Raw genomic sequence first — 25322 nt, 5'->3', positions numbered from 1 at the left:
CTACCAGTCGGACTCGTCGAAGGTGACGACACCGCGAATGTTGTTGCCGTCCAGCATGTCCTGGTAGCCCTGGTTGATGTCCTCGAGCTTGTAGGTCCGCGTGATCATGTCGTCGATGTTCAGCAGGCCGGACTTGTACAGCGCGGCCAGGCGCGGGGTCTCGATGTGCGAGCTGCCGCCACCGAAGATGTTGCCCTTCAACGTCTTCTGCAGCATGGTGAACAGGAAGAGGTTGAGCTTGACGTCGGCGTCCATCATCGAGCCCATGCCGGTCACGACGCAGGTGCCGGTCTTGGCCGTCAGGATCATGGCCTCTTCGATGTACTCGCCCTTCATCTCGCCGACGGCGATGATGACCTTGTCGGCCATCAGGCCCCAGGTCAGGTCGATCATCGGCGCGATGGCCTCGGCCATCGACGGGTAGACGTGCGTCGCTCCGAACTTCATCGCCTGGTCGCGCTTCCACGGGTTCGGGTCGATGGCGATGACGTGCTTGGCGCCGGAGATCACCGCGCCCTGCAGCGCGCTCATGCCGATGCCGCCGACGCCGACGATGGCGACGGTTTCACCGGGCTGGACCTGCGCCACGTTGGTGGCCGAGCCGAATCCGGTCGGCACGGCGCAACCCATGATGGCCGCGGACTCGAACGGGATGTCCTTGTCGATCTTGACGACGGAATCCTTGTGGACCGTCATGTACGGCGCGAAGGTGCCCAGCAGGTTCATCGCCGCGACCTCTTTGCCGCCGGCGGTGTGGATGCGATTGGTGCCGTCGGCGATCGACTTGCCACCCAGCAGGACGGCGCCGCGGTCGCACAGCGAGCGGAAGCCCTTCATGCACGGCGGGCAGGAGCCACAGGCCGGGATGAACGCGAGGATGACGTGGTCGCCCTCTTCGATGCCGGTGACGTTCTTGCCGACCTTGGTGACGACGCCCGCGCCCTCGTGCCCGCCGAGACAGGGCAGCGGCATCGGGGTCGCGCCCGTGGTCAGGTGGTAGTCGGAGTGGCACATGCCCGCGGCATGCATCTGAATCTGGACTTCGTCGGCAACGGGGTCACCGAGGTCGATCTCCTCGACCTGGAACGGGGAGTTCACTTCCCACAGCAGAGCACCTTTGGTCTTCATGACGAAGATCATAGCCACAAAGTAAGAACACGTTCCAGAATGATGGTATAGAGGCGCCCTGACCTGCGTAGATGATAACTAAGAACCTACTCACCAGTCACTTGCAGACTAGGGTGGCTAGTGCCCTGGGGCCGCGGTTCGTGTGGTCTAACCGCCCGCGAAGTCGGGGCAGAGGTGAGTGGTCGAGGCGCTGACGAACAGCGCGCCCTGATTGAAGGCGTATGCCTTCTCGACGACCGTCATCTCGTCGAGAACCGTCACGCCGCCGCGCAGGTCCTTGCAGACGCCCTGGCCGGCGGCCACCATCTGGTCGGGCGTCTTGCCGGGCAGGGTGGCGCCGTTGATGCTGATCTCCTCCAGGAACGAGCCGGGGCTCGCGGTCGCCGGCGGGGCCGCCAAAACGGCAGAGGCGGCGGTGATCACGGCGGCGCCGAGCAGCACGGTCTTCATGATCGATCCCTTTCGTCAGCAGGTCACGAGGCTGTGCCACTGAACGTATCGGCGATCGACAGGTGGAGATATAAGGGAGATCCCTACCGTTTCGGTGGCCCTCAGAGGTGGGCCGGCAGTCCGAACTTCTCGAACAGCGTCGGGTCCATGAACGCGACGACGTGCGAGATGCCGTCGGGCTTGATGTCCAGCACGTGCAGCTGGAACGCCTCGTGCTGGCCGGTCTCGGCATTGCGCATGTACATGCCCGCGGCGGACTGCCCGTTGGCGGTGGTGGCGACGAACCGCATGTCGCCCGGGTGCTCGGCGGGGCACTTGAAACGGGACAGCTCGACGATGTCCCGCGGGCCGGAGTACCAGGTGTCGAACGGGGGCATCTCCCACACCGAGTCGGCGGTGAACAGCTTGACCAGCGCGTCCATGTCGTAGGACTCGAAGGCGTTGACGTACTTGGCCAGCAGGTCCTTGGCTTCGTCGGACTCCGGAGCGACCAGGACGTCGTCCTGGCTGGGGCCGACGGCATCGAGCTGGGCGCGGGCCCGTTGCAACAGGCTGTTGACGGCCGCGGTGGACGTGCCGACGGCCTCGCCGACCTCGGCGGCCTTCCACTGCAGCACGTCGCGCAGCACCAGCACCGCGCGCTGGCGAGGCGAAAGATGTTGCAGCGCAGCGATGAACGCCAGCCGCACCGACTCGCGTGAGCCGACGATGGTCTGCGGATCACCCGGTGCGTCGTGCACGTCGGGCAGCGGCTCGAGCCAGGCGGTCTCGGTGCGCTCGGTGATCTCGGCCTGCGGGTCGGCCGCCGGCTGGCCCAGCCCCGACGGCAACGGCCGGCGTTGACGGCCTTCCAGTGAGGTCAGGCAGGTGTTGGTGGCGATGCGGTACAGCCAGGTCCGCACCGACGACTTGCCCTCGAAGTTGTCGTAGGCCTTCCAGGCGCGCAGGTAGGTCTCCTGCACCAGGTCCTCGGCGTCGTGCAGAGAACCGGTCATGCGGTAACAGTGGGCCAGCAGCTCGCGCCGGTGCCGTTGGGCGTCGGCCAGGAACGCGTCCCTGGACTGTGCCGGTGTGGCTGCCGCGTCTTCTCTGAGGACACTCACGTGACCCAGGGTACGCAGGGGGTGTGACATCCGGCGGGAGTCGCGGCGGCGACGGACGCGCCGTGGGCCGACCCCAGATATTGTCTCTCCATGGCCACGACCCGCAGCGAACGCAGCTTCGACGGTATCGGTGGCACCAGGATCGTCTACGACGTCTGGGTGCCCGAGACCGATCCGACGGGCGTGGTGGTGCTGTCTCACGGTTTCGGCGAGCACGCCCGTCGCTATGACCATGTCGCGCAACGCTTCGGTGAGGCGGGGTTGATCACCTTCGCTCTCGATCACCGCGGCCATGGCCGCTCGGGTGGCAAGCGCGTGGTGGTCCGTGACATCTCCGAGTACACCGGGGACTTCCATCATCTGGTCGGCCTCGCGACCGCCGAATATCCCGAGCTGCCACGGGTCGTGCTCGGCCACAGCATGGGTGGCGGCATCGTGTTCGCGTACGGCGTCGAGCATCCCGACGACTACAAGCTGATGGTGCTGTCCGGCCCGGCGGTCGACGCCCGGTCCCAGGTCAGCCTGCCGTTGGCGCTGGCGGCGAAGGTGCTGGGTTCCATCCTTCCCGGGTTGCCCGCGGAGAGCCTGCCGTTCGACGCGGTGTCGCGTGATCCCGAGGTGGTCGCGGCCTACAACGCCGACCCGCTCGTGTACCACGGCAAGGTGCCCGCAGGGGTGGGCAAGGCGCTGATCGAGGTCGGCGAGACCATGCCGCAGCGCGCCGCCGCCCTCACCGCGCCGCTGTTGGTGGTGCACGGCGAGGACGACAAGCTGGTCCCGGTGGCCGGCAGCCGCAAGCTGGTGGAGTGCGTCGGCTCGTCCGACGTGGCGCTGAAGGTCTATCCGAAGCTGTACCACGAGGTGTTCAACGAGCCCGAGAAGGCAGTGGTGCTCGACGACGTCGTGAGCTGGATCGAAGTGCGGCTGTGACTGGGGTGCTCGCGTGAAATGGGCTGTGCGCCTGTTGGTTTGGCTGGCGGTGCTGGCGGTGGCGGCGTGCGGTTCGGACAAGCCGGGCGGTGGCAGCGACTGGGTCGATGAGGACGTCAGCTTCGTCGCCGACGGCCTGACCATCCACGGCAGCTACCGCCATGTGCCCGGGGCTGCCGCGGCGCCGTCGGTGTTGCTGATCTCCGAGAGCGGCCAGACCGACCGCAACGGTGACAACGCCGTCGCCGGCAAGGTCGGCAACATGCGGCAGCTCGCCGAGTACCTCTCCGACAAGAAGGTCGACAGCCTGCGATACGACAAGGTCGGCACCGGCAAAACGGGGCTTGGGCCACACGCCCAGAACCTGCGTGACGTGGGCAGCGCGGTGTACACCGCCGGCGCCAAGGCGGCCGTGAAGTTCCTGGCCGAGCAGAAGGGCACCGACACCGCACGCATCTCGGTATACGGGTTGGGCGAGGGCACCGTGCACGCGCTGGCGCTCGCCACCGCCACCGGCCCGGATGCCCCGAAGATCCATTCCCTCGCGCTGCTGCAGCCGCTGGCCGGCCGGTATCTCGATGTCATCACCAACCGCGTGCGGGCCTCGGTCGACGCCGACGTCAAAGCCGGCGCCAAGACCCGGCAACAGGCCGACCAGGTGCTGGCGGACTGGTCAGCGGCCGTCGCGTCGACGCGCGCCACCGGCACCCCGCCGGCCAAGCTGCCCGAAGGCCTGAGCGCGATCCTCAACCCCGCCAACGCCAAGGCGGTGCTGGAGGCAGACGCCATCGACCCGCTGGCGCTGGCCGCGAAGCTGCCGAACGGCATGCCGGTGCTGCTGACCTGCTCGGATTCGGACGTCCAGGCCTTCTGCGAGGCGGAGCAGCCGCTGATCGCCGCGCTGGCGCACACCGCGCTCACCGTGGTTCCGCTCAAGGGTGTCAGCCACGTGCTGCGTGACGATCCGACCGACAACGTCGCCAACTACGCCAACAAGGCGCCGCTGTCCCCGCAGCTGACGGGCGCGCTGGACGGCTTCGTCACTAAGTAGTCACCACGGTTCGGGCCGGGCCGACTCAGGCGGCCGGCGGGGACCAGTGCACCACTTTCATCGCCGTCATCTCATCGAGCAGCTCAGGGCCGAAACCGAATCCGTTGCCGCTGGCGCGGCGCGGTTCGGCCGCACCACCCGGCGCACCGCCGAACACCGAATTGATCTTCACAGTTCCCACCGGCAGCGCCCGCCAGGCCTCCTGGGCATGTCCCATGTCACCGGTCAACACCGTGGCGGCCAGCCCGTACCGGTCGTCGGCTGCCTCGGACAGTGCCGTGTCGAAGTCGGGCACGCTGCGCACAGCGGCGACGGGCCCGAAGGTCTCCTCGTTGAACACGAGCATGTCCGGCGTACAGCCGGTCAGAACGGTCGGCGGGTAGAACGTGCCCGGCCCGTCCAGTGGTTCGCCGCCGATGAGTGCGCGCGCACCGCGCGACACGGCGTCGGTGACGTGCTGGTGCACGTGAGTGCGGTGCCGGTCGTCGACGAGCGGCCCGATCTGGCGGGACCATTCGCGGGCTTCACCGAGCAGCGCCTCGACGAATGCCTCGAGCTGCGACTCCACCACGTAGATGCGTTCCACTGACACGCAGATCTGGCCGGCGTTGGCAAAGGCGCCCAGCGCTGCCTGCTGGGCGGCCCAGTCGGTCTGCACTCCCGCGTCGACGATCAGCGCGTCGTTGCCGCCGTTTTCCAGCAGTGCTTTGGCGCCCCGTTCGGCGCAGGCCCGCGCGATCGACCTGCCGGTGGCGCTGCTCCCGACATGCGCGACGACGTCGACCGCCTCGGCCGACGCCAACCGCGCACCCGTCGACCCATCTCCGTCGACGATTTCGAGGACGCCCTCTGGCAGGTGGGCCGCCAGTAGTTCGGCGAACCACCGACCGGTGCCCGGGCACCGCTCACTCGGCTTGTGCACCACCGTGTTTCCGGTGGCCAGCGCGGCGCCCAGCAAGCCGGCCGCCACGGCCACCGGATCGTTCCACGGTGTCAGCACCGCGACGACTCCCCGTGGCTGCGGAATCATGAGATCGGTTGCGGCCCAATTTCCCTGCAAGCTGTGGCCGCGGTGAAGCGGTCCCAGCTGGGCGTACTGCAGCAGTGTGCCGATGCCGGCTTGTACGCCACCCAACGAATCGGGTGCGGGCTTGCCGGTCTCGCGTTCGTTCAGTTCGGCCAATCCGTCGGCGGCGTCGCGGATCGCAGCCGCCGCGGACTCCAGGCAGGCGGCCCGGTCGGCCGGCGGCGTCCGGGCCCACGCGGGATGGCTTTCGCGGGCTCGTTCGACTGCGCTGTCGCATTCCGACGGGCCCGCGATCGGCACCCGCGACACGGTGTCGCCGGTGCGGGGATCGAGAACCGTCAATTCCATGGTTTGCACGCAACCTCGCTTACCCCGCGGAGTGCCCGTCGAACCCCGCGGCGACGGGAGGAGGTGTCCAACCTTCAGCGGTGGGTATATCGGCATCACGACCGACGAACAGGACGGACTGCCATGGACAAGGATGATCCCGGCTCCCGGGGTACATACACCGACGCCGACGTCGAGACCGGCGAGGCCAAGCGACCGCTCAGCGCCGTCGACGAACTTCGCCGCGCCAGCGCCACCGGCCGTGACGAGACGCCCGATGTCGATCAGGAGTCGGGTGAAGCGCAGGAGCCGCCCGACTGACAACGGTTGCGGCGACGGCCACGACCCGTCGCGCGCGCGGAAACGTCATATGCGTCCCATAATGTCGCGAGCATGAGTGACGACAAGATGCTGGCCCGGATCGCGGCGCTGCTGCGGCAGGCCGAGAACACCGACAACCCGCATGAGGCCGAGGCGTTCATGGCGACGGCCCAGCGGCTGGCCACCACGACGTCGATCGATCTGGCGGTGGCCCGGGCGCATTCGGCGACCCGGACCGCGGCCCAGGAGCCGGTGCAGCGCACGGTGACCATCGGGGAGGCGGGCACCCGGGGTCTGCGCACGTTCGTGCAGTTGTTCGTGCTGATCGCGCGGGCCAACGACGTGAAATGCGATATCGCGTCCAACTCGACTTTCGTCTATGCCTACGGGTTCGCCGAGGACATCGACGCCACCCACGCCCTGTATGCCAGCGTGGTGGTGCAGATGGTCAAGTCGTCGGACGCCTACATCTCGACGGGTGCGCACCGGCCGACGCCGACCATCACTGCCCGGCTCAACTTCCAGCTGGCGTTCGGCGCCCGCGTCGGGCAGCGGCTGCTCGACGCCCGCGAGGAGGCCCGGCAGGCGGCGACCGCCGAACGCGCCGACCAACCGGGGACCGCGCTTGCGTTGCGCAACAAGGACCTTGAGTTGGTGTCGTTCTACAAGAAGACGTCGCAGGCGCGGGGGAGTTGGCGGGCGACGAGTGCGTCGGCCGGCTATTCGTCGGCGGCGCGGCGGGCCGGGGACCGGGCCGGGCGCCGCGCGCGGCTGGGGCCGAGCCCCGAATTGTCCAGTGCGCGTACGGCTCTGGAGCGATGACCCGGGACGGTCAACGATCCGCGGTGTACGCCGCCGAGCAGTTCGTGCGCACGCTGTTCGACCGCGCCGGGGAACGCGGCAACCGGGCGGTCGAGTTCTTCGGCACCCAGTTGACGTTGCCGCCCGAGGCGCGCTTCGGGTCCGTCGACGCGGTGCGAAGCTACGTCGACCAGGTGTTGACCATGCCGGCAGTGGCGGCACGGTGGCCCGACGCCGGCGCGGTGGCCGTACGGTCGCGGCGCGGCGTGACGGCCGCGCACTACGAATCCGGTGACGGCGGCGCGGTCATTGCGGTGCCCGAACGCCAATCCACTTGGGCCCTGAGGGAATTGGTGGTCCTGCACGAGGTGGCGCACCACCTGTCCGCTGCGGTACCGCCGCACGGTCCGGCGTTCACCGCGGCGTTCTGCGAGCTGGCCGACATCGTGATGGGCCCGGAGGTGGGCCACGTCCTGCGGGTCGTCTACGCCAAGGAAGGCGTGCGCTAACTACAGCCATTCCCGCGAGCGGCCGTGTTTGTACATGGACACGCCGCGTTCGGTGTGTATTACGCGCACGCTCGCGGCCGGCGAGCGTGCGTTTCCAGTGCTGTCCTAGTGCGGCGGACCCAGATACGGGAAGACCTGCAGGGTGTCCGTCATTCAAGTGGCCGACGGGCCGCGCTGACGGCGAATCGGCCCATCCGGCACCGGATTTTCGCGCGCTAGCCTGGGGCCATGACGCAACCCGAGCCGCAGGCAGTCGACGAGATGTTCAACCGGGTGTTGCACACCGAGGACGAGGCGCTGGCCGCCGCACGCCAGTCCGCGGTGACGGCGGGCATGCCGGCCATCGAGGTCTCCGCGCAGCACGGAAAGCTGTTGTCGTTGTTGGCGACCATCAGCGGCGCCACCCGGGTGCTGGAGATCGGCACGCTGGCGGGCTACAGCACCATCAACCTCGCCCGCGGTATCGGAGCGGAGGGCCGCGTGACGACGTTGGAGTACTCCCCGGAACATGCCGCAGTCGCCCGGACCAACTTCGAGCGGGCCGGTGTCGCGGACCGCGTCGAGGTGCTGGTCGGAGCAGCGCTCGACACCTTGCCGCAGCTGGCAGAGCGGGGCGAGCAGTTCGACTTCTTCTTCATCGACGCGGACAAGGAGAACAACAGTGCCTACGTCGACTGGGCGGTGCGGCTCGCGGCGCCGGGCGCGGTGATCGTCGTCGACAACGTCACGCGCATGGGCCGGGTACTCGATCCGGCCGCCGACGACCTGCAGGCGCAAGGCGTGCGCAACATGCTGGAGCTGGTGGGCAACCATCCGCGCCTGGAGGCCGCCGCCATCCAGACCGTCGGCGCCAAAGGCTGGGACGGTTTCGCGGTGGCTCGGGTGGCGACGTAGTGCTGCGCGTCGCCGCGGCGGGACTCGTGTTGGCCGTCGGCCTGGCACCGACAGCCTGGGCTGACCCGACGGCGCTGCCGGAGGTGCAGGTCTCGCCGGGAACGACGTTCGTCGACGATCCGGCGATCGTCGACCCCCATCCGCTGACGGCGGAGTCCTGGAGCCGGCTGGACCCCGAACCTGCTGTGGCGCTGAATATTTCGCTCGGATCGCCGGACTGCTACGGAGTGCACGCCACGGTCCAGGAGACCGACCAGGCCGTGACGGTCACCTTGACGGCCGGCCGCAGGTCCGATCGCGAACGCATGGTCTGCACCATGATGATCATGCCGGGCAAGATCGTGGTGCCGTTGGCCAATCCTGTCGGGGCTCGGGCGGTGCTGACGGCCGGGTAGGCCTGCAACTCGAATTTGACGCAGCCGCTGATTCCCGGTGTTACGTTTCGGTGGGGCGTCGAGGCGTGAGGAGTTGCGGTGACAGCTTTGGCCGAGGTCCGACATTTCCGCCGCGGTAACGCGGGCTATGACGAGGCACGCTGCGCGACGGTGTGGAACGCGCGTGTGCCGCAGCGCTTTCCGGACATCATCGTGCAGGCGTCGTGCACCGCCGATGTGGTGGTGGCAGTCCGCTACGCCCGCGCGAACAAGTTGGCGGTCGGTATCCGATCCGGCGGGCACAGTTGGTCGGCCAACCACCTGCGCGACGGCGGCCTGCTGCTCGACGTGAGCCGGCTCGATACGTGCCGGGTGGATCGCGACGCGATGACCGCCGTGGTCGGTCCCGGAAAAGGTGGCAGCGTGCTGGCCACCGAACTCGAGCAGCAGGGCCTGTTCTTCCCGTCGGGACACTGCCGGGGCGTGCGACTCGGCGGCTACCTGCTGCAGGGCGGCTACGGGTGGAACAGTCGCGTGCTGGGGCCGGCGTGCGAAAGCGTGCTGGCGCTTGACGTGGTCACCGCCGACGGTGAGCAGATCCGTTGCGACGCCGAGCATCACCCTGATTTGTATTGGGCGGCACGGGGATCCGGACCGGGATTCTTCGGCGTCGTGACGGCGTTCCACCTACGCCTCTATCCGCAGCCGCCGGTCTGCGGCAGCAGCCTGTACGTCTACCCTTTCGAGGCCGCCGACGAGATCTATACGTGGGCCCGCGCGATCAGCGCCGACGTGGACCGCCGGGTGGAGCTGCAGATCGTCGCCTCGCGGGCCTTGCCGAGCTCGGGTCTGGATACGCCGGGCATCGTGCTGGCCTCCCCGGTGTTCGCCGACAGCGACGACGAAGCGAAAGCTGCAGTCGCACTGCTGGATACGTGTCCGGCGCGGCCCCATGCCCTGATGGCCGTGCCGTTCGCACCGACGAATCTGCCCACCTGGTACGACGCGGTGATGAGCAACTATCTCAACGACCACCGCTACGCCGCGGACAACATGTGGACGTCGGCGTCGACGACCGAGTTGTTGCCGGGCGTGCGCAAGATCCTCGAGACCATGCCACCGCATCCGTCGCATTTCCTGTGGCTGAACTGGGGGCCGTCGCCCGCCCGTCAGGACATGGCCTACAGCCTGGAAGACGAGGTGTACTTGGCGCTCTACGCCGGCTGGCAGGACGCGGCCGACGACGAAAAATACGGCGACTGGGCCCGATCCAACATGGCGGCGATGTCCCACCTGGCCACCGGGATACAGCTGGCCGACGAGAACCTCGGTGCCCGGCCGGCCCGGTTCGCCACCGACGCGGCCATGGCGCGACTGGATGCGTTGCGCGCACAATATGACCCGGAGGGTCGCTTCTACGCCTGGATGGGACGGACATGAGCTACCTGGGTTACCGAGGTGACGACGCGGACACGCCGTTCGGCAGGTTCTTCAATCCGGAGATGGCGGCGCTGCCACGCCATGTGGTGGAGGCGCTCGAGCACGGGCCGCAGGCCGGCCCGGTGCTGCCGGACTTCGACGAACCGCTGGCTGCCGACGGTTATCAGCAGACCGAGAACGGCTACGGCACCCTGTCGGACGGCGGGTACACCGTTGCCGTGCGCACCGACATGCCGGGCGTGACGCCGCAGATGTGGGACTGGTGGTTCGGCTGGCACGGCTGCGACGCGCGCCGCTACAAGCTGTGGCATCCGCGGGCGCATGTGTCGGCGCAGTGGCGCGACGGCCGTGACGACGTGGCCTATGTCGGCCGGACCTCGCTGGTCGAGGAGTACCTCGGCTCGGCGCTCAGTTCGGTGGCGATCCAGTTCGTCGGCCCCGAGTCGCAAGGGCACGCGGGGCTGGCCATCGTCGCCCGCCTCGGTTCGCCGGACATCCCGGTCGACATCGGCTGGCTTGTTCATCAGGTGCGGCCGACACCCGACGGCGCCGAGATGCGTTCCCGATTCTGGATGGGCGGGCAGCACGTCAGCTTCCGTGCCGGTAAGTCTTTGGCGGACCACGCTTTTCGGGTCCTTGCCGCGCGTCAGCTGCCGCACCCGCGGGATCTGCTGGTGCACTGCGCGCAGGAGATGAACCACCTGGCCGGCTTCTTGCCGGAGCTCCACGCGCAGTTCGGTTGACCCGCAGCTCGCGAGGAGTCTTCGCATCGAGAGTGGCTGACGCCACTCTCGATTAACTATCGTTTGAGCTACGATCGTGGAATGGATGATAGTTCTGCCGTGGGTCGTCACCGTCCTGCCTGGGTGCGTCGCACGCTGATCGCATTGGGTTGTGTCGTCGCGGTCGTGGTTTCGGCGGGCGGCTGGGTGTTGTACGCCAACGACTTCGCCATTCGCGAGCAGCGCGTCACCATCCCTGCGCCGGCGCAGTCCCTTGACGGTGTGCTGGCCCTGCCCAAGACGGGGAAGGGACCGTTCGGTCTGGTGGTGTTCGTGCACGGCGACGGGCCCGCCGATGCCAGCCGCGACGCGTTCTACCGGCCCATCTGGGAGTCCTTCGCGGAGGCCGGCTATGCGTCGTTGTCGTGGAACAAGCCCGGCGTCGGCGGCGCGCCCGGCAACTGGCTGAACCAGAGCCTGGCCGACCGGGCCGCCGAGACGAGCGCCGCGATCGACTGGGCGCGCACCCGGGCAGACATCGATCCGCACCGCGTCGGCATCTGGGGTATCAGCCAAGGTGGGTGGGTGGCACCCGAGGTGGCGGTGCGCAAACCCGACCTGCAGTTCCTGATTCTCGTTGGGCCGGCGATCAATTGGATGCGGCAGGGTGAGTACAACCTGCGGGCTGAACTACGGGCGCGGAACGCACCGCAGTCGGAACTAACCGCTGCGCTGGCCCGACGGGAGCGGACGAATCAGCTGCTGCGCAACGGTGCCACCTACCACGAGTACCGCGTGGCGGACATCGACGCGTCGCCGATGTCCGCGGACCGCTGGGGATTCGTCGCGCGAAACTACCGTGCGGACGTCAGCGCCACGCTGCCGCACCTCACGGTCCCGGTGCTGCTGGAGCTCGGCGAGGGCGACCGGAACGTCGACGTGGCCGAGACCGAGCGCGTCTACCGTGAACTGGTGCGTCGCGATCTGCTGACGGTCCAGACCTACCCGCACGCCTCGCACAGCCTCGCCAAGGAGGACCTCGAGAACAATCCCAACAGCGTAAAAGCTTATGTGATGGGAACTTTCGCGCCCCGGCAGATCTATGCGCCCAGCTACCTCGACAATCTCCGGCGCTACGTCCAGGAACTGCCGGCCGCCAAGGAGGCCCGATGAGGATTCTCGCGTTGGGCGGCCCCGGGGCCATGGGCGCGGTTGCGGTCCGGCTCGCCGCGCGGCTGCCCAGGGTCGACGAGATCGTCGTCGCGGACCGGGACGGCGCCGCCGCGCACCGCCTGTGCGGACATGTCGCCGAGGCGCCGGTGCGGGTCAGTGCCGCCCAGGTCGACGTCACGGATGAGGCGGCCCTGTGCCGGCTCCTGGACCAGGCGGATCTCGTCGTCAACACCGTCGGGCCGTACTACCGCTTCGGAGTCCCGGTGCTGCGCGCCGCGATCGCGACGGGCACGCACTACGTCGACATCTGCGACGACTGGGAACCGACGGTGCAGATGCTCGAACTCGACGAAACCGCCCGTGCCGCAGACGTTTGCGCTGTCATCGGGATGGGCGCCAGCCCGGGTGTGAGCAACCTGCTCGCCGCCACGGCGGCCGCCGAACTCGACACGGTGCGCGACGCCTACACCGCATGGCCGGTCGACGTGTCCGGGACGGGCGGCGATGGTGGCGAGGTGCTGTTGGGCCCAGACGGCCGGCCGTCGGCCGCGGCCGTGCACTGGATGCTGCAGAGCAGCGGCAAAATCTGCACCGTCCGGGGTGGACAGCTGACGTTCGAGCGTCCGCTGCGCCCGGTCGGGTTGACCCTGCCGGGTGGCCGCCGCGGCACCGCGTACACGGTCGGGCATCCCGAGCCCATCACGTTGCGGCGCACGCTCGGACTCACCGGCGAGGCCATCAACCTCATGGTGATGCGGCCGCAGACCCTGGCCTACCTCGATGTGCTGCGTCGCGACACCGACCGGCGCCGACTGACCCACGAGACGGCAGCACTGCAGTTCGCGAAACCGAACCTGTTGCGCTACTTACGATCTGTGCCGTTGTCGTGGCGAAGCAAAGGTCCAGGCACGCTACCGCCGTTCTTCGCTGCGGCGTCCGGCACCCGCGCCGGACGCGACCACATGGTGCTGACCCACCTCGACCTGTCCGGGACCGCGGCCGGATTGTTCGGGGACATGGCCCGGGCCACGGGCATCCCGCTGGCGTTGGGGCTGGCGCAGATCGTCGACGGCACCGCGCGGCGCCCGGGAGTGCACCCGCCCGACGCCGTCATCGACGCGCCGCGATTCTTCGCCGACCTGGCCCGCCAACTCGATCGGCCCGATGGCCGGCCGTTCGTCATCGTCGAACAGGACGAGCGTGCCTAGACTTGGGTGCCCCGCCCGTCGTATCGCGGGCACAAGGAGCTGACCGTTGGACGCACCCATCGAAGTGCCGACCCGCACCCTCGTCGAGAGCATGCTGCGGGACGACGCGACCATCGACGCCGGTGCACTGTACGACGTTGCGGGCGAACTCGGGATGACGGACCAGCAGGTACGGTTGTGCATCAAGCGACTGGTCGCCGACGGGCAGTTCGTCCACGACGGGCGCGGCCGGAAAGCGGTGCTGCGGGCGACCGATGAGCTGCGCAGCAGCATCACCCCGGACCTCGACTACCTCCGGCTCATGTACGCCCAGGACCGGGGCGACAACCCGTGGGACGGACGCTGGCACGTCGTGGCGTTCGCCGTCCCGGAGTCGATCCGGTCGGCGCGTGACGCCATGCGTGACGCGATCGTGCGCCTCGGTGGCGCCGCGATTCAAGGTGGTCTGTACGTCTCGCCGAATGACTGGGACAGCGAAATAGCCGCCACCGCAGAACAATTGGCGATCACCGACCACGTCACCACGCTCACGACCGCGGATTTGGCCGTCGGAGGCACCGACGAGCCGCGCGCCATCGCGGGCCTCCTGTGGCCGCTGGACGACATCGCCGAACGTCACCGGCGACTGCTCGCCGTCGCCGAACGCGCACTGTCCGCCTTGCCGGACGCCGTCCCGACCGCGCAGCTCACCACTGCCATCGAACTGGCCGCCGAATTCAGTCGCGCGCTCGAGCCCGACCCGCTGCTGCCGCCAGAGTTGTTGCCACAGCCGTGGATCGGCGTCGCAGCCCGTGCGAAGGTCGCGGAATGCTGGGCAGAACTGCTCAAAAGCGATGCGCCGCACCGCATCAAGCTGTTTCAGTGGTACTCGGAAGTGGTGTCCGAAGTCGCGGCGCGCAGCAGTTCAGCGGCCTCGGTCTGATAGGCGTGCTCGGCCCACTGTAACGGCGTCGAGCCGAACCGTCCGTCGGTGATGGACGGATCGGCGCCCGCCTCCAGCAGCCGCCGGATCAGCGGCAGGTCTCCCTCCCACGCGGCGTGGTGCAGCGGCGTCGCGCCCTCATCGTCACGGGCGTTGGGATCGTCCGGAAAGGTCTGCGCGACGAGTTCGACACCCGACACGTCGATGCCGTGCCGGGCGAGCAGGTCGAGGCGATCGCGGAACCCGTGCTCGGCGGCCCAGCGAATCTGCCGCTGCCACAGCTGTTCTCGCGTCTCCATCGCCTCGCCGAGCCGTCGCTCCCACGGGCTGGGCCCGGCGTCGGCGAGACCGTGGGCGAACAGTAGTTCCAGGTGCGAATCGTCCGGGCGGAACATCCGGTTGTAGAGCGTCTGCTGATCAACCGGATGGGCCCCGCGGCGCAGGAGCAGCGTCGCGAGCTCGGTGGCATGCGGATGCCGGGGCTGCCGCCGCGGCCCTTGCTCGCCTTCGCCGAACACCCCGGTCAACAGTGTGAACGGCGTCGACATGCCGCACCACAGGTAACCGCCGTTCGGATCGGCTCCGGCGTCGAGCAGGAGCGCCGCGGCGGCCAGGACGTCATTTGCACTGCGGCCCAAGGGAATCCGCGAGTAGCAGAGGTACATCATGGGCACCCAGCCGAACGGCCCGCCGCCGGTGCCGGCCAGTGTCGGGCAACGGGCGAGATGCTCGGCCAGCGCGACCGGATCGGAGGCCGCGGCCGCGGCCCAGACACTGCGGGAAACCACATCAGGTTCGGCGGCGAGCAGCTCGACAGCGGACTGCCGGCGCGGCGGGGCGTCGGATTCGTCGTACCGCAACACCGCCCACGAGCAGAACCGGTCAGCGGGGGCGAGGGCGTCCTCGTCGACTGCTCCTGGGTCGACGCTCAGATCCGCGGCCAGCCGCAGGTAGTGCACCAGTGCGGGCCAGCCGGTGAAGCCATACCGACGGGCGACGGCGAGCTGGGCGGCGTGTAGCGCGATGCCGTTCGCCCGCTGCAGCGTGCGTGCTTCGACGCGCAGTTTGTCCAGGGACGGATTGGTGGGCAGTGTGCTGGCCATGACGGCCTCCTCTCATGCGCCCGCGTCCGCGAATCGGGCCGAGAAGAGGTCGGTCACAAGGTGAAGCAATCAGCAGGGAGGCTGAGCCTCTTCGAGCGGACGTCGGGCGGTCCTGCGCGCCCGACCTCACGCTATCACCGAGCCCGCCCACCGAGTGTTTTGTGCACGATTTTCCGCGCCTACCGCGGAAAATCGTGCACAAATCCCGGCTAGGTGCAGACGGCGCCGACGGCGGCGGACTGGACCAGCTTGGTGTACTTGGCCAGCACGCCGGTCTTGTAGCGCGGCGGCAGCGGCTCGAAACCTTCACGGCGCGCGGCCAATTCGGCTTCGTCGACGAGCAGGTCCAGCTTGCCGTTGGCGACGTCGAGGCGGATGCGGTCGCCGTCGCGCACGAACGCGATGGGGCCGCCGTCGACGGCCTCCGGCGCGATGTGCCCGACGCACAGGCCCGTCGTCCCGCCCGAGAAGCGGCCGTCGGTCATCAGCAGCACGTCCTTGCCCAGGCCGGCGCCCTTGATGGCGCCGGTGATGGCCAGCATCTCGCGCATACCCGGGCCGCCCTTGGGGCCCTCATAGCGGATGACGACGACGTCGCCGTGCGTGATGGTGCCGTCCTCCAGCGCGTCGAGGGCGGCCCGCTCGCGCTCGAAAACCCTTGCCGTGCCCTCGAAAACATCGGACTCGAAGCCGGCCGACTTCACGACGGCGCCCTCGGGAGCCAGCGAGCCGTGCAGGATGGTGATGCCGCCCGTCGGGTGGATCGGGTTGTTCATCGCGCGCAGCACCTTGCCGTCCGGGTCGGGCGGCGCGATGTGGGCAAGGTTCTCGGCCATGGTCTTGCCGGTGACGGTGAGGCAATCACCGTGCAGCAGACCGGCATCCAGCAGCGCGCGCATGACGACGGGCACGCCGCCGATCTCGTCGACGTCCTTCATCACGTGGCGGCCGAAGGGCTTCACGTCGGCCAGGTGCGGCACCTTGTTGCCGATGCGGGTGAAGTCGGCGAGCGTCAGCTCGACCTCGGCCTCGCGGGCGATGGCCAGCAGGTGCAGCACCGCGTTGGTCGAGCCACCGAAGGCCATGACGACGGCGATCGCGTTCTCGAACGCCTCCTTGGTCAGGATGTCGCGCGCGGTGATGCCGCGGCGCAGCATCTCGACGACGGCCTCGCCGGACTTGCGGGCGAACTCGTCGCGGCGCTTGTCGATGGCGACGGGAGATGCGCTGCCCGGCAACGACATACCGAGGGCCTCGGCCGCCGACGCCATGGTGTTGGCGGTGTACATACCGCCACAGGCGCCTTCGCCCGGACAGATTGCGCGTTCGATGATGTCGACGTCCTCGCGGGACATCAGCCCGCGGGCGCACGCACCGACCGCCTCGAAGGCGTCGATGATGGTGACTTCCTTCTCGGTGCCGTCGGTCAGCTTCGCGATGCCCGGCATGATCGAGCCGTTGTAGAAGAAGACGCTCGCGAGATTCAGCCGGGCGGCCGCCATCAGCATGCCGGGGATCGACTTGTCGCAACCGGCGAGCAGCACCGAGCCGTCCAGGCGCTCGGCCTGCATGACCGTCTCGACGCTGTCGGCGATGACCTCGCGCGACACCAGCGAGAAGTGCATGCCCTCATGGCCCATCGAGATGCCGTCGGAGACGGAGATGGTGCCGAACTCCAGCGGGTAACCGCCGGCGGCGTGCACGCCCTCCTTGACCGACTGCGCCAGCCGCTGCAGCGACATGTTGCAGGGGGTGATCTCGTTCCACGACGACCCGACGCCGATCTGCGGCTTGCCCCAGTCGTCGTCACCCATGCCTACCGCGCGCAGCATGCCGCGGGCTGCGGTTTTCTCGAGACCGTCGGTGACGTCGCGACTGCGGGGCTTGATATCGGGCTGATCAGCAGACATGCAGGTAAGTATGCCCGCCGCCACCAAGTGAAATTGCATTGGATACCCCTAAGGGGTATGCGGTACGCTGGGGTTATGACGGCAGACGAGTCGGACGTTGCGGTGGCGGGCCACCCTGAGGCCCAACACGGCTATTCGCCGAACAAGGACAACTACGCCAAGCGGCTGCGGCGCGTCGAGGGACAGGTCCGCGGCATCGCCAAGATGATCGATGAGGACAAGTACTGCATCGACGTGTTGACGCAGATCAGCGCGGTGAACAGCGCGTTGCAGTCGGTCGCGCTGGCGCTGCTCGACGAGCACCTGGGGCACTGCGTGAGCCACGCGGTGGCCGTCGGCGGCGACGAGGCCGAGCAGAAGCTGGCCGAGGCCTCCGCGGCGATCGCGCGGCTCGTCCGGTCCTGACGCAATGTGACTCCACGAGCGTTGTCATCGCGTCATTTGCGATGGCGCCGCTGTCAGGGGCACATTGTGATCGCGCCGTCTCCTAGTGCCCGGCGACGACGTCCGACTCGTCGACCGTGACCGGTTGATCGGCGCCGGGTAACCGCGAGTACGCGGCGCACACCAGCCCGAAGAACAGATAGCCCAGGGCGACCTGTGGATTGGCCGCCCACGCCACCTCGGGTGCGTGGATCAGACCGATGAAGGACAACGCCGCACCGACGACCGACGCGATCGCCGCGTAGAGGAACTTCTTCTCCAGGATGAAGGTCACCATGGTGCCCAGGATCAGGCCGACCAGCACCGCGCCCTCGCCGAGCGTCTGCAGCCCCTGGTAGACCACGCCCGCGCCGTTGAGTTTGTCCAGGCCCACTGCCGCCGCCGACGTGCCGGCGGCGTTGAGCGCGTTGTCGACGAGGCCGCCGGCCCATTGCGCGAGGTTGGGCAGCAGCGCGGCGACGACGGCGACGGCATGCAGGCGCGGCACGGCCTGGAAGGCCTGCGCGCCGATCAGCAGACCGATGTAGAGCAGGATCGGCACGATCGCGGGCACCGGCAACAGCGCGTCGAGCACGCCGAACAGGCCCAGGAAGCAGAAGGCCCCGATCAGCACGCCACTGGCCAGCGAATACCCGGCCCGGCCGCCGGCGTCCTTCCAGCCGGGGTGGCCGATGTAGACGGCAGGCGGGAACGGCGAGCCGAAGGCCGAGCCGATCACCGCGCCCGCGCCGTCGGCCAGCAGCACGCTGCGCAGGTTGTAGTTGTCGCCGGCGGCGGCCGCGCTCTCCACGTTGCTCATCGCCTCGGTGAAGTTGTAGACGCCGAGCGGTATGGCGGTCCCCAGCAGCGGGGCCAGATGCGACAGGCCCGAGAGCAGCATGCCGATCCGCAGATCGGGGAGCCCGATCGCGATGTCGGACACCGCCTTGCCGACATCGGGCGCCGACATGAACCCGCCGATCCAGCCGATGGCGGTACCGACGAGCAGTGCCGCAAGTCCGGTCGGGATGCCGAACGGCAGCTTCACGTCGGTGAAGAACCCGATCAGGATGATCGCCAGCACCGGCAGTCCGATCCAGGCCGCCTCCCACATCTGGGCCGCCGGCCGCATCGAGATGAAGGTGATGGAGATGCCGGCCAGCGTCCCGAGCATGGCCGCCCGCGGTGTCAGTTTGCGGATGTAGGGGCCGACGAACGCACCGATCATCACGATGATGCCGATCATGAAGGCCCACGCCAGCCCCGCCTGCCAGGCCTGCATCGCATCCTTGGTGTGCAGGTAGACCGGCAGCATCACCACGAACACCACGATGAACATGTGCGGCACGCTCGGGCCGTACGGCAAAGCCGTGACGTCCGTGCGGTTTTCGCGCCGGGCGAGGCGGCGGGCCAGGAATGTGTAGTAAAGGTTCCCGAGGATCAGCGCCACCCCGAGCGCGGGCAGGATCGTGCCGAGTACGTCACCGGCGGGGACCTTGACGACGCCGATCATGAGACCCGTCAGCGTCAGGACGTTGACCAGGATGTTGAACCCGAGCCCGAAGAACGCGTTGGTGTCGCCGCGCGTCCACCACGGAATGGACAGGGCCGGTTTGGGGGTGCCGGCGGCCGGGGGATCGGAGACGTCGGTGGACATGGGCAGGTCCTCTCTAGACCGCAGAAGGTGACGGGGCGCCGAGTTGTTGCAGCGCGGGAATGACCGCCGCGGTGTCCGCGACCCAGCCGAAAATGCCGCCCTGCGCGGCGATCATCTGCAGGCCCACCCGCTGGAACTCCGGGAAATATGAACCGACGCAATCGGATACGACCAGGCATTCGTAGCCACGGTCATTGGCTTCGCGGGTGGTGGTGTGCACGCACACCTCGGTGGTGACGCCGGTGACGAGCAGTTGGGTGATGCCCGCAGCGGTCAGCGCGTCCTGCAGCCCGGTGGCGTAGAACGCGCCCTTGCCCGGTTTGTCGATCACCAACTCGCCGTCGATCGGGGCCAGCTCGTCGACGATGTCGTGGCCGTACTCACCGCGGATCAGGATGCGGCCGAACTTGCCGGGATCCCCGATCCGTTTCGACGGCGCACCGCGATTGAGCTTGGCGGGCGGGCAGTCCGACAGGTCGGGTTCGTGGCCCTCGCGGGTGTGGACGACCATGACCCCGGCGGCGCGGGCCGCGGCGAGCAGCGCCGCCAGCGGTGGCACCACCTTGAGCAGCTGGTCCACGTCGTTGCCGAGGCTCTCACCGAAGCCGCCGGGCAGCAGGAAATCGCGTTGCATGTCGATGACGATCAGCGCGGTCCGCCCGGCGGTGAGGGTGAACGGGTTCGGTTCGGCCGGGACCTCGACGGACGTCATGCGAGCTCCTCGACGGGCGCCGCGGCGACCTCGGTTGTCGTGCGGGGCTCGTCGAGGATGCGCGCGGCCAGCGTCAGCGCGGCGTCGTCCGACAGGGCGTTGCCCAGCAGCATCGCGCTGTACGGACGGCCGTCACCGGTCACGCCGAGCGGGACCGCGACGCCCAGGAGATCGAGCAGATTGCCGAAGTGCGTGTAGTGGCCCAGCATCGTGTTGCACTCGATCGGGTTGGCCTGCACCTGCTCGACGGTGAAGGTGGTCCCGATGGTCGGCACCACGAGGACGTCCATGGTCTGCCAGAGCCGGCCCACCTCGGCCTTGAGCTCCTGCAGCTTCTGCAGGGCGGCGAACGCGTCCACCGCGGTGTAGTCCAGGCCGCTGCGGAAGATGTCGCGCACCACGGGGTGGATCGAATCAGGTTGTCGGGCAAGGAAATCACCGAACTCGACGAGCCGCTCGGCCACCCACGGGCCCTGATAGAGCAGGGCTCCCGCGGCGAGGAACGGCGCCAGGGACACCTCGACGATGACGGCCAGGCGCTCGAGGTGTTCGCGGAAACTCAGATGCGCTGCGCGCAGGGCGTCGTCGCCGAAGAACTCCAGCTCGGCGATCGGCGGTAGGCCGACCCGGATCGGCCCGCCGCCGTGCCGCGGTCCCCGGTCGCGTGACCACGGGTCGGCGTCGTCGCGGCCGGCCATCACGTCGAACACCCGGTCCACGTCGTCGATGCAGCCCGCCATCACGCTGAGGCAGTCCAGCGACTTGCACGCCGGTACCAGTCCGACGGTGCTGATCAGTCCGCGGGACGGTTTGAAACCCACCACGCCGTTGAGGGCGGCGGGGACCCGGCCGGACCCCGCGGTGTCGGTGGCCACCGCGAACGGCACCTGGCCCAGCGCGACCGCCAGCGCGGAGCCCGAACTGGACCCGCCCGAGATGAGACCACCGCCGTAGACGCTGCGCGGCACCGTATAGGGCGTCCGGGTGCCGTTGAGACCCGTCGCGAACTGGTCGAGGTTGGTCTTGCCGACGTAGAGCGCGCCCGCGTCGAGCAGGCGTTGCACGGCCGGTGCGGTCCGCTCGGCGACGTACGCGTAGTCGGGGCAGGACAGGGTCGTGGGCACGCCGGCGACGTCGATGCTGTCCTTCACACCGAACGGCACGCCGTACAGCGGCAGCGTGCGGGCGCCGGGCCGGTTCTCGATCTCCGCTGCGGCCTTCAGCAGCTCCTCGCGCGGTACGACGGACAGCCAGGTGCCGTCATCCCCGCGGGCGGCGATGGCGTCGGCCACGCGGGCCGCGGTCTTGACCGGAGAGCCGGTGCCGGCGGCGTGCGAATCGAGGATTTCGGCCACCGACGGGCCGATGGTCGGACCAGCGGCGAACCCGTGCACATCAGAACCCATGCCTGACCATTGTCGGCAGCATGATGGCGCCGGCAGTACGGGCGTGTGTCGATCGTGTTAGGGGTCGACGGCCACTTTGCGGCTACGTGCCGAGTTCGTCCTCGATGCGCTGGACCTTCGCGGTCAGCTGGCCGGTGTAGCCGGGCCGGATGTCGGCCTTGAGGACCAGGCTGACCCGCGGGGACACCGCCGCCACGGCGTCCACGGCCCGTTTGACTACGGCCATCACCTCGTCCCACTCACCTTCGATGTTCGTGAACATCGCGTTGGTCTCGTTGGGCAGGCCGGACTCGCGCACCACCCGCACGGCTGCGGCGACGGCTGCGGCGACGCCGCCGGACTCGTCACCACCCATCGGGCTGACGCTGAAGGCAACAATCACATGGTCGATTGTGCGCGGATTCCGCGGCTTCGACAGCCGTCCGCCGTGTTTCCCGGGTGTCGCGTGTGACCGGTGAGAGTAACGCTCGACATATCTGAGGCGATCAACTGTGCAGTTCAGCCGCCTTCGACGGGGCCGAAATCGCGGTACGACGGGCTTTCGCGGCAGGGGCCGGTCAGCGCGCTATGAGAGACTGGGGACGTTGTGAACTGGAGGTGGCGGATGCCGCAGTGGTACAAGAGCAAGCTTCTGACCGCGGTTGTGGCGGCCGGACTGGTCGCCGGAATGACCGTCGCAACCCCGTCGGCACTGGCCGACCCGGATGCGCCGGACCCCGATGTGGCGGCAGCGCCCATCGACCCGGGTCTTCCCACCGAGGCACCCCTGCCACCGCCGATCCCGCCGGCTGCTGAACCGGCGCCGGCGCCTGCACCCGTCATCCCGGGCGCCCCGATCCCCGGCGAACCCCAGCCGATCCCGCCAGGTACCCCGGCCGGTCAGAACCCGACCCCGTTCGTCGGCCAGCCGCCGTTCAACCCGCCGACCTTCAACCCGGTGAACGGGTCCATGGTGGGTGTGGCCAAGCCGATCTACATCAACTTCCCGCGGCCCATCGCCAACAAGCAGATGGCGCAGGACGCCGTGCACATCTCGTCGAACCCGCCGGTGCCCGGCATGTTCTATTGGGTGACCGACACCCAGCTGCGCTGGCGGCCCATCGCCTTCTGGCCGGCCAACACCGTCGTCAACATCGACGCCGCGGGCACCAAGTCCAGCTTCCGCACCGGTGACGCGCTGGTCGCCACCGCCGACAACGCGACGCACCAGATGACCATCAGCCGTAACGGCAAGGTCGAGAAGACGTTCCCGATGTCCATGGGCAAGACCGGCGACGAGACCAAGAACGGCACCTACTACGTGCTGGAGAAGTTCCCGGACATCGTGATGGACTCGTCGACCTACGGCGTCCCCGTCAACTCCCCCGAGGGCTACAAGCTGAAGGTGCAGTGGGCCGTCCGCATCGACAACAGCGGCGCGTTCGTGCACAGCGCCCCCTGGTCGGTGTCCGACCAGGGCAAGCGCAACGTCAGCCACGGCTGCATCAACCTGGCGCCCGACAACGCCAAGTGGTTCTACGACCAGTTCGGCAGCGGTGACCCGATCGTCGTGAAGAACTCGGTCGGCCTCTACAACTACTCCGACGGCGCGGGCGACTGGCAGTGGGGCATGCAGACCCCGGCCGCGACGCCGACCACGGGCAGCGGCTCGGGTTCGGGTTCGGGCGCCGGCACGCGCTGATCCGTCGAACAACGCGAAAACCCCCTATTTCCAACGAAATAGGGGGTTTTCGCGTGGTATGGCTAATTCCAGATGCGCACGCGCTCGGCGGGGTCCAGGTACAGCTCGTCGGTCGTGGTGACGTCGAACGCCTCGTAGAACGAGTCGATGTTCCGGATCACGCCGTTGCACCGGAACTCCGGCGGCGAATGCGGGTCGACGGCCAAGCGCCGGATGGCTTCGGCGTCACGGGATTTGGTGCGCCACACCTGCGCCCAGCCGAAGTAGACGCGCTGGACGCCGGTCAGCCCGTCGATGACGGGCGCCTCCTTGCCGCCCAGTGACAGCTCGTAGGCCAGCAGCGCGATGGACAGCCCGCCCAGATCGCCGATGTTCTCGCCGACGGTGAAGGCACCGTTCACGTGGTGGCCCGCGTCCAGCGCCCGCGGCGTGAAGGCCTCGTACTGCTCGATGAGAGCCTTTGTCCGCAAACCGAATTCGGCACGGTCCGCATCGGTCCACCAGTCGACGAGGTTGCCGTCGCCGTCGTACTTGGCGCCCTGGTCGTCGAAACCGTGCCCGATCTCGTGCCCGATCACCGCACCGATGCCGCCGTAGTTTGCGGCGTCGTCGGCCTCGGCGTCGAAGAACGGCGGCTGCAGAATGGCCGCGGGGAAGACGATCTCGTTCATGCCCGGGTTGTAGTAGGCGTTCACGGTCTGCGGCGTCATGAACCACTCGTCGCGGTCCACTTCGCTACCCAGCTTGGCCAGCTCGCGATCGTGCTCGACGGCGTGGCCGCGCAGGTAGTTGCCGTACAGGTCGCCGGCGTCGATCACCAGAGTCGAGTAGTCCCGCCAGCGTGCCGGGTAGCCGATCTTCGGGGTGAACTTGTCCAGCTTGGCCAGTGCGCGCTGCCGGGTCTCGGGCGTCATCCACTCGAGGTTGGTGATGCTGACGCGGTAGGCCTCGCGCAGATTGGCCACCAGCTCATCCATGCGCGCCTTGTGGGACGGCGGGAAGTGCCGGTCCACGTAGAGCTTGCCGACGGCGTCACCCATCAGGCTCTCGACCAGGCCGACGCCGCGCTTCCAGCGGTCCCGGATCGCCTCGGTGCCCGACAGGGTGCGGCCGTAGAAGTCGAAGTTCTCCGCCACCAGGTCGTCGGTCAGGATCGGGGCGCGGCCGCTGATCACGCGCCAGCTCAGCCACGCCTTCCAGTCCTCGAGCGGCTCGGACGCCCACAGCGCCGCGAAGGCGACGAGGAAATCGGGTTGCCGCACCACGACTTCGGTGACCACATCGGCCGACGCCCCGACCGCCGCCAGCCAGCCGTCCCAGTCGAAACCGGGCGCCTCGTCGGCCAGATCGGCGAACCGCCGCAGGTTGTAGCTCAGGTCCGCGTCGCGGCGCTTGACCACATCCCAGTGTGCCGCGGCCAGCTTGGTCTCCAGCGCGACGATGCGGGCCGCGGTCTCGGTCTGGTCGCCGCCGAAGACCAGGCTCAGCATGCGGGCGATGTGCTGCGGGTAGGCCGCCAGCACCGCCGCGTGTGCCGGCTCGCGGTAGTAGGACTCGTCGGGCAGGCCGAGCCCGGACTGCGTGAAGTGCAGGAGGTACCGCGTCGAATCCTTGGAGTCGGTGTCGACGTACGCGCCGGCGCCCCCACCGACGCCGGTGCGCTGCAGCCCGCCGAGCACGGCGGCCAGCGCTTCAGGGGTTGCCGCGTCGACGATGAGAGCCAGCTCGGCCCGCAGCGGCGCGAGGCCGACGGCGGCCACCCGCTCGGTGTCCATGAAGCTCGCGTAGAGGTCACCGATGCGCTGCGCATCAGTGTTCGGCGCGCCGGCTGCGTTGGTGATGATGTCGCGCACCTGCTCCTCGGCACGGTCGGCCAGCAGGCGGAAGGCGCCGTCGGTGGCGCGGTCGGCCGGGATGTCGTAGTCGGTGAGCCAGCGGCCGTTGACGTGACCGAACAGGTCGTCCTGCGGGCGGGCGTCGGGGTCGAGGTAGCTCAGGTCGATACCGGATCGGGGCGAGGTAGCTTCGAGAGTCACCTCGCCATCCTGCC

25 protein-coding genes are annotated in these 25322 nt (G+C 68.6%); 14 read left to right on the top strand and 11 right to left on the bottom strand.

Translation table 11 applies throughout. The features are described 5' to 3' along the window. The 3 genes from VXD91_RS23135 to VXD91_RS23125 form a co-directional block, all read right to left on the bottom strand. Positions 1–1128, bottom strand: a complete 1128-nt coding sequence (locus VXD91_RS23135) for an NDMA-dependent alcohol dehydrogenase (protein ID WP_212807908.1) — start codon at positions 1126–1128, stop codon at positions 1–3. A 147-nt stretch (positions 1129–1275) separates the two neighbouring features. After that, on the bottom strand, positions 1276–1578 hold the full coding sequence (locus VXD91_RS23130) for a DUF732 domain-containing protein (protein WP_212807909.1): 303 nt from the start codon (positions 1576–1578) through the stop codon (positions 1276–1278). Positions 1579–1679: 101 nt separating this feature from the next. Further along, positions 1680–2711, bottom strand: coding sequence for a sigma-70 family RNA polymerase sigma factor (locus VXD91_RS23125; RefSeq protein WP_212807910.1), 1032 nt, complete (start codon positions 2709–2711; stop codon positions 1680–1682). Between the two features lie 60 nt (positions 2712–2771). Here VXD91_RS23125 and VXD91_RS23120 point away from each other — a divergent pair, with 60 nt between their 5' ends. Then, positions 2772–3611 (top strand): alpha/beta hydrolase, encoded by an 840-nt coding sequence (locus VXD91_RS23120; protein ID WP_318984821.1) that lies wholly within the window; start codon positions 2772–2774, stop codon positions 3609–3611. Between the two features lie 13 nt (positions 3612–3624). Continuing rightward, positions 3625–4662: a hypothetical protein gene (locus VXD91_RS23115; protein ID WP_346416554.1), complete on the top strand. Its 1038-nt coding sequence runs from the start codon at positions 3625–3627 to the stop codon at positions 4660–4662. Positions 4663–4687: 25 nt separating this feature from the next. On the opposite strand, the gene VXD91_RS23110 is transcribed toward VXD91_RS23115, so the two are convergent. Further along, the gene (locus VXD91_RS23110; protein ID WP_346416553.1) at positions 4688–6037 is read right to left on the bottom strand and encodes an aldehyde dehydrogenase family protein; all 1350 of its coding nucleotides are present in this window, start codon (positions 6035–6037) and stop codon (positions 4688–4690) included. 123 nt (positions 6038–6160) lie between these two features. On the opposite strand from VXD91_RS23110, the gene VXD91_RS23105 reads away from it, so the two are divergent. From VXD91_RS23105 to VXD91_RS23060, 10 genes are all read left to right on the top strand, one after another. Continuing rightward, positions 6161–6337 carry a hypothetical protein gene (locus VXD91_RS23105; protein WP_346416552.1) on the top strand — a complete coding sequence of 59 codons (177 nt, stop codon included), beginning with the start codon at positions 6161–6163 and terminating at the stop codon, positions 6335–6337. A gap of 72 nt (positions 6338–6409) precedes the next feature. Then, positions 6410–7159, top strand: coding sequence for a DUF2786 domain-containing protein (locus VXD91_RS23100; RefSeq protein ID WP_346416551.1), 750 nt, complete (start codon positions 6410–6412; stop codon positions 7157–7159). Further along, positions 7156–7647: a TIGR04338 family metallohydrolase gene (locus VXD91_RS23095; protein WP_346416550.1), complete on the top strand. Its 492-nt coding sequence runs from the start codon at positions 7156–7158 to the stop codon at positions 7645–7647. Before VXD91_RS23100 ends, VXD91_RS23095 begins: the two co-directional genes overlap by 4 nt. 228 nt (positions 7648–7875) lie before the next feature. Continuing rightward, positions 7876–8541 (top strand): O-methyltransferase, encoded by a 666-nt coding sequence (locus tag VXD91_RS23090; RefSeq protein WP_212807918.1) that lies wholly within the window; start codon positions 7876–7878, stop codon positions 8539–8541. After that, on the top strand, positions 8541–8936 hold the full coding sequence (locus tag VXD91_RS23085) for a hypothetical protein (protein WP_346416549.1): 396 nt from the start codon (positions 8541–8543) through the stop codon (positions 8934–8936). The genes VXD91_RS23090 and VXD91_RS23085 overlap by 1 nt, the downstream gene beginning before the upstream one ends. A gap of 78 nt (positions 8937–9014) precedes the next feature. Further along, positions 9015–10355, top strand: a complete 1341-nt coding sequence (locus tag VXD91_RS23080) for an FAD-binding oxidoreductase (RefSeq protein WP_346416548.1) — start codon at positions 9015–9017, stop codon at positions 10353–10355. After that, entirely contained in the window at positions 10352–11098 is a 747-nt protein-coding gene (locus VXD91_RS23075; protein ID WP_346416547.1) for a hypothetical protein, read from the top strand. The genes VXD91_RS23080 and VXD91_RS23075 overlap by 4 nt, the downstream gene beginning before the upstream one ends. Positions 11099–11179: 81 nt before the next feature. After that, entirely contained in the window at positions 11180–12250 is a 1071-nt protein-coding gene (locus VXD91_RS23070; RefSeq protein WP_346416546.1) for an alpha/beta fold hydrolase, read from the top strand. Further along, on the top strand, positions 12247–13458 hold the full coding sequence (locus VXD91_RS23065; protein WP_346416545.1) for a saccharopine dehydrogenase NADP-binding domain-containing protein: 1212 nt from the start codon (positions 12247–12249) through the stop codon (positions 13456–13458). Before VXD91_RS23070 ends, VXD91_RS23065 begins: the two co-directional genes overlap by 4 nt. A gap of 91 nt (positions 13459–13549) precedes the next feature. Next, on the top strand, positions 13550–14380 hold the full coding sequence (locus VXD91_RS23060) for a PaaX family transcriptional regulator C-terminal domain-containing protein (RefSeq protein WP_346416661.1): 831 nt from the start codon (positions 13550–13552) through the stop codon (positions 14378–14380). Here VXD91_RS23060 and VXD91_RS23055 read toward each other — a convergent pair. Continuing rightward, complete coding sequence (locus VXD91_RS23055; RefSeq protein WP_346416544.1) at positions 14317–15483, bottom strand: ankyrin repeat domain-containing protein; 1167 nt, start codon at positions 15481–15483, stop codon at positions 14317–14319. The two genes, VXD91_RS23060 and VXD91_RS23055, sit on opposite strands and share 64 nt — an antisense overlap. A 209-nt stretch (positions 15484–15692) precedes the next feature. Then, positions 15693–17393: a dihydroxy-acid dehydratase gene (ilvD, locus tag VXD91_RS23050; protein ID WP_346416543.1), complete on the bottom strand. Its 1701-nt coding sequence runs from the start codon at positions 17391–17393 to the stop codon at positions 15693–15695. 75 nt (positions 17394–17468) lie between these two features. Here ilvD and VXD91_RS23045 point away from each other — a divergent pair, with 75 nt between their 5' ends. After that, positions 17469–17798 (top strand): metal-sensitive transcriptional regulator, encoded by a 330-nt coding sequence (locus VXD91_RS23045; RefSeq protein WP_212807925.1) that lies wholly within the window; start codon positions 17469–17471, stop codon positions 17796–17798. 82 nt (positions 17799–17880) lie between these two features. Here VXD91_RS23045 and VXD91_RS23040 read toward each other — a convergent pair whose 3' ends face one another. The 4 genes from VXD91_RS23040 to VXD91_RS23025 all read right to left on the bottom strand — a co-directional run bounded on the left by VXD91_RS23040 (position 17881) and on the right by VXD91_RS23025 (position 21973). After that, entirely contained in the window at positions 17881–19473 is a 1593-nt protein-coding gene (locus tag VXD91_RS23040) for a regulator (RefSeq protein ID WP_346416542.1), read from the bottom strand. Between the two features lie 13 nt (positions 19474–19486). Then, the gene (locus VXD91_RS23035; protein WP_346416541.1) at positions 19487–20185 is read right to left on the bottom strand and encodes a cysteine hydrolase; all 699 of its coding nucleotides are present in this window, start codon (positions 20183–20185) and stop codon (positions 19487–19489) included. After that, entirely contained in the window at positions 20182–21591 is a 1410-nt protein-coding gene (locus VXD91_RS23030) for an allophanate hydrolase (RefSeq protein ID WP_346416540.1), read from the bottom strand. Before VXD91_RS23030 ends, VXD91_RS23035 begins: the two co-directional genes overlap by 4 nt. Before the next feature lie 82 nt (positions 21592–21673). Further along, the gene (locus tag VXD91_RS23025; RefSeq protein WP_064978907.1) at positions 21674–21973 is read right to left on the bottom strand and encodes a thiamine-binding protein; all 300 of its coding nucleotides are present in this window, start codon (positions 21971–21973) and stop codon (positions 21674–21676) included. Between the two features lie 222 nt (positions 21974–22195). On the opposite strand from VXD91_RS23025, the gene VXD91_RS23020 reads away from it, so the two are divergent. Further along, entirely contained in the window at positions 22196–23272 is a 1077-nt protein-coding gene (locus VXD91_RS23020; protein ID WP_318984816.1) for a L,D-transpeptidase, read from the top strand. A 62-nt stretch (positions 23273–23334) separates the two neighbouring features. On the opposite strand, the gene VXD91_RS23015 is transcribed toward VXD91_RS23020, so the two are convergent. Next, on the bottom strand, positions 23335–25308 hold the full coding sequence (locus tag VXD91_RS23015; RefSeq protein WP_318984815.1) for a M13 family metallopeptidase: 1974 nt from the start codon (positions 25306–25308) through the stop codon (positions 23335–23337). Between the last annotated feature and the right edge of the window lie 14 nt (positions 25309–25322).

This window comes from Mycobacterium sp. SM3041, assembly GCF_039668335.1.
Classification (GTDB): domain Bacteria; phylum Actinomycetota; class Actinomycetes; order Mycobacteriales; family Mycobacteriaceae; genus Mycobacterium.
The sequence above is the reverse complement of the archived record's forward strand: the minus strand, read 5'-3'. Positions and strand labels throughout refer to the sequence as shown.

What these genes read in the sequence shown, in the direction of transcription:
- VXD91_RS23135 (WP_212807908.1), bottom strand. Translation starts at nt 1,128, where the DNA reads ATGAAGACCAAAGGTGCTCTGCTGTGGGAAGTGAACTCCCCGTTCCAG.
- VXD91_RS23130 (WP_212807909.1), bottom strand. Translation starts at nt 1,578, where the DNA reads ATGAAGACCGTGCTGCTCGGCGCCGCCGTGATCACCGCCGCCTCTGCC.
- VXD91_RS23125 (WP_212807910.1), bottom strand. Translation starts at nt 2,711, where the DNA reads ATGTCACACCCCCTGCGTACCCTGGGTCACGTGAGTGTCCTCAGAGAA.
- VXD91_RS23120 (WP_318984821.1), top strand. Translation starts at nt 2,772, where the DNA reads ATGGCCACGACCCGCAGCGAACGCAGCTTCGACGGTATCGGTGGCACC.
- VXD91_RS23110 (WP_346416553.1), bottom strand. Translation starts at nt 6,037, where the DNA reads ATGGAATTGACGGTTCTCGATCCCCGCACCGGCGACACCGTGTCGCGG.
- VXD91_RS23105 (WP_346416552.1), top strand. Translation starts at nt 6,161, where the DNA reads ATGGACAAGGATGATCCCGGCTCCCGGGGTACATACACCGACGCCGAC.
- VXD91_RS23100 (WP_346416551.1), top strand. Translation starts at nt 6,410, where the DNA reads ATGAGTGACGACAAGATGCTGGCCCGGATCGCGGCGCTGCTGCGGCAG.
- VXD91_RS23095 (WP_346416550.1), top strand. Translation starts at nt 7,156, where the DNA reads ATGACCCGGGACGGTCAACGATCCGCGGTGTACGCCGCCGAGCAGTTC.
- VXD91_RS23090 (WP_212807918.1), top strand. Translation starts at nt 7,876, where the DNA reads ATGACGCAACCCGAGCCGCAGGCAGTCGACGAGATGTTCAACCGGGTG.
- VXD91_RS23075 (WP_346416547.1), top strand. Translation starts at nt 10,352, where the DNA reads ATGAGCTACCTGGGTTACCGAGGTGACGACGCGGACACGCCGTTCGGC.
- VXD91_RS23070 (WP_346416546.1), top strand. Translation starts at nt 11,180, where the DNA reads ATGGATGATAGTTCTGCCGTGGGTCGTCACCGTCCTGCCTGGGTGCGT.
- VXD91_RS23065 (WP_346416545.1), top strand. Translation starts at nt 12,247, where the DNA reads ATGAGGATTCTCGCGTTGGGCGGCCCCGGGGCCATGGGCGCGGTTGCG.
- VXD91_RS23060 (WP_346416661.1), top strand. Translation starts at nt 13,550, where the DNA reads ATGCTGCGGGACGACGCGACCATCGACGCCGGTGCACTGTACGACGTT.
- VXD91_RS23055 (WP_346416544.1), bottom strand. Translation starts at nt 15,483, where the DNA reads ATGGCCAGCACACTGCCCACCAATCCGTCCCTGGACAAACTGCGCGTC.
- ilvD (WP_346416543.1), bottom strand. Translation starts at nt 17,393, where the DNA reads ATGTCTGCTGATCAGCCCGATATCAAGCCCCGCAGTCGCGACGTCACC.
- VXD91_RS23045 (WP_212807925.1), top strand. Translation starts at nt 17,469, where the DNA reads ATGACGGCAGACGAGTCGGACGTTGCGGTGGCGGGCCACCCTGAGGCC.
- VXD91_RS23040 (WP_346416542.1), bottom strand. Translation starts at nt 19,473, where the DNA reads ATGTCCACCGACGTCTCCGATCCCCCGGCCGCCGGCACCCCCAAACCG.
- VXD91_RS23035 (WP_346416541.1), bottom strand. Translation starts at nt 20,185, where the DNA reads ATGACGTCCGTCGAGGTCCCGGCCGAACCGAACCCGTTCACCCTCACC.
- VXD91_RS23030 (WP_346416540.1), bottom strand. Translation starts at nt 21,591, where the DNA reads ATGGGTTCTGATGTGCACGGGTTCGCCGCTGGTCCGACCATCGGCCCG.
- VXD91_RS23020 (WP_318984816.1), top strand. Translation starts at nt 22,196, where the DNA reads ATGCCGCAGTGGTACAAGAGCAAGCTTCTGACCGCGGTTGTGGCGGCC.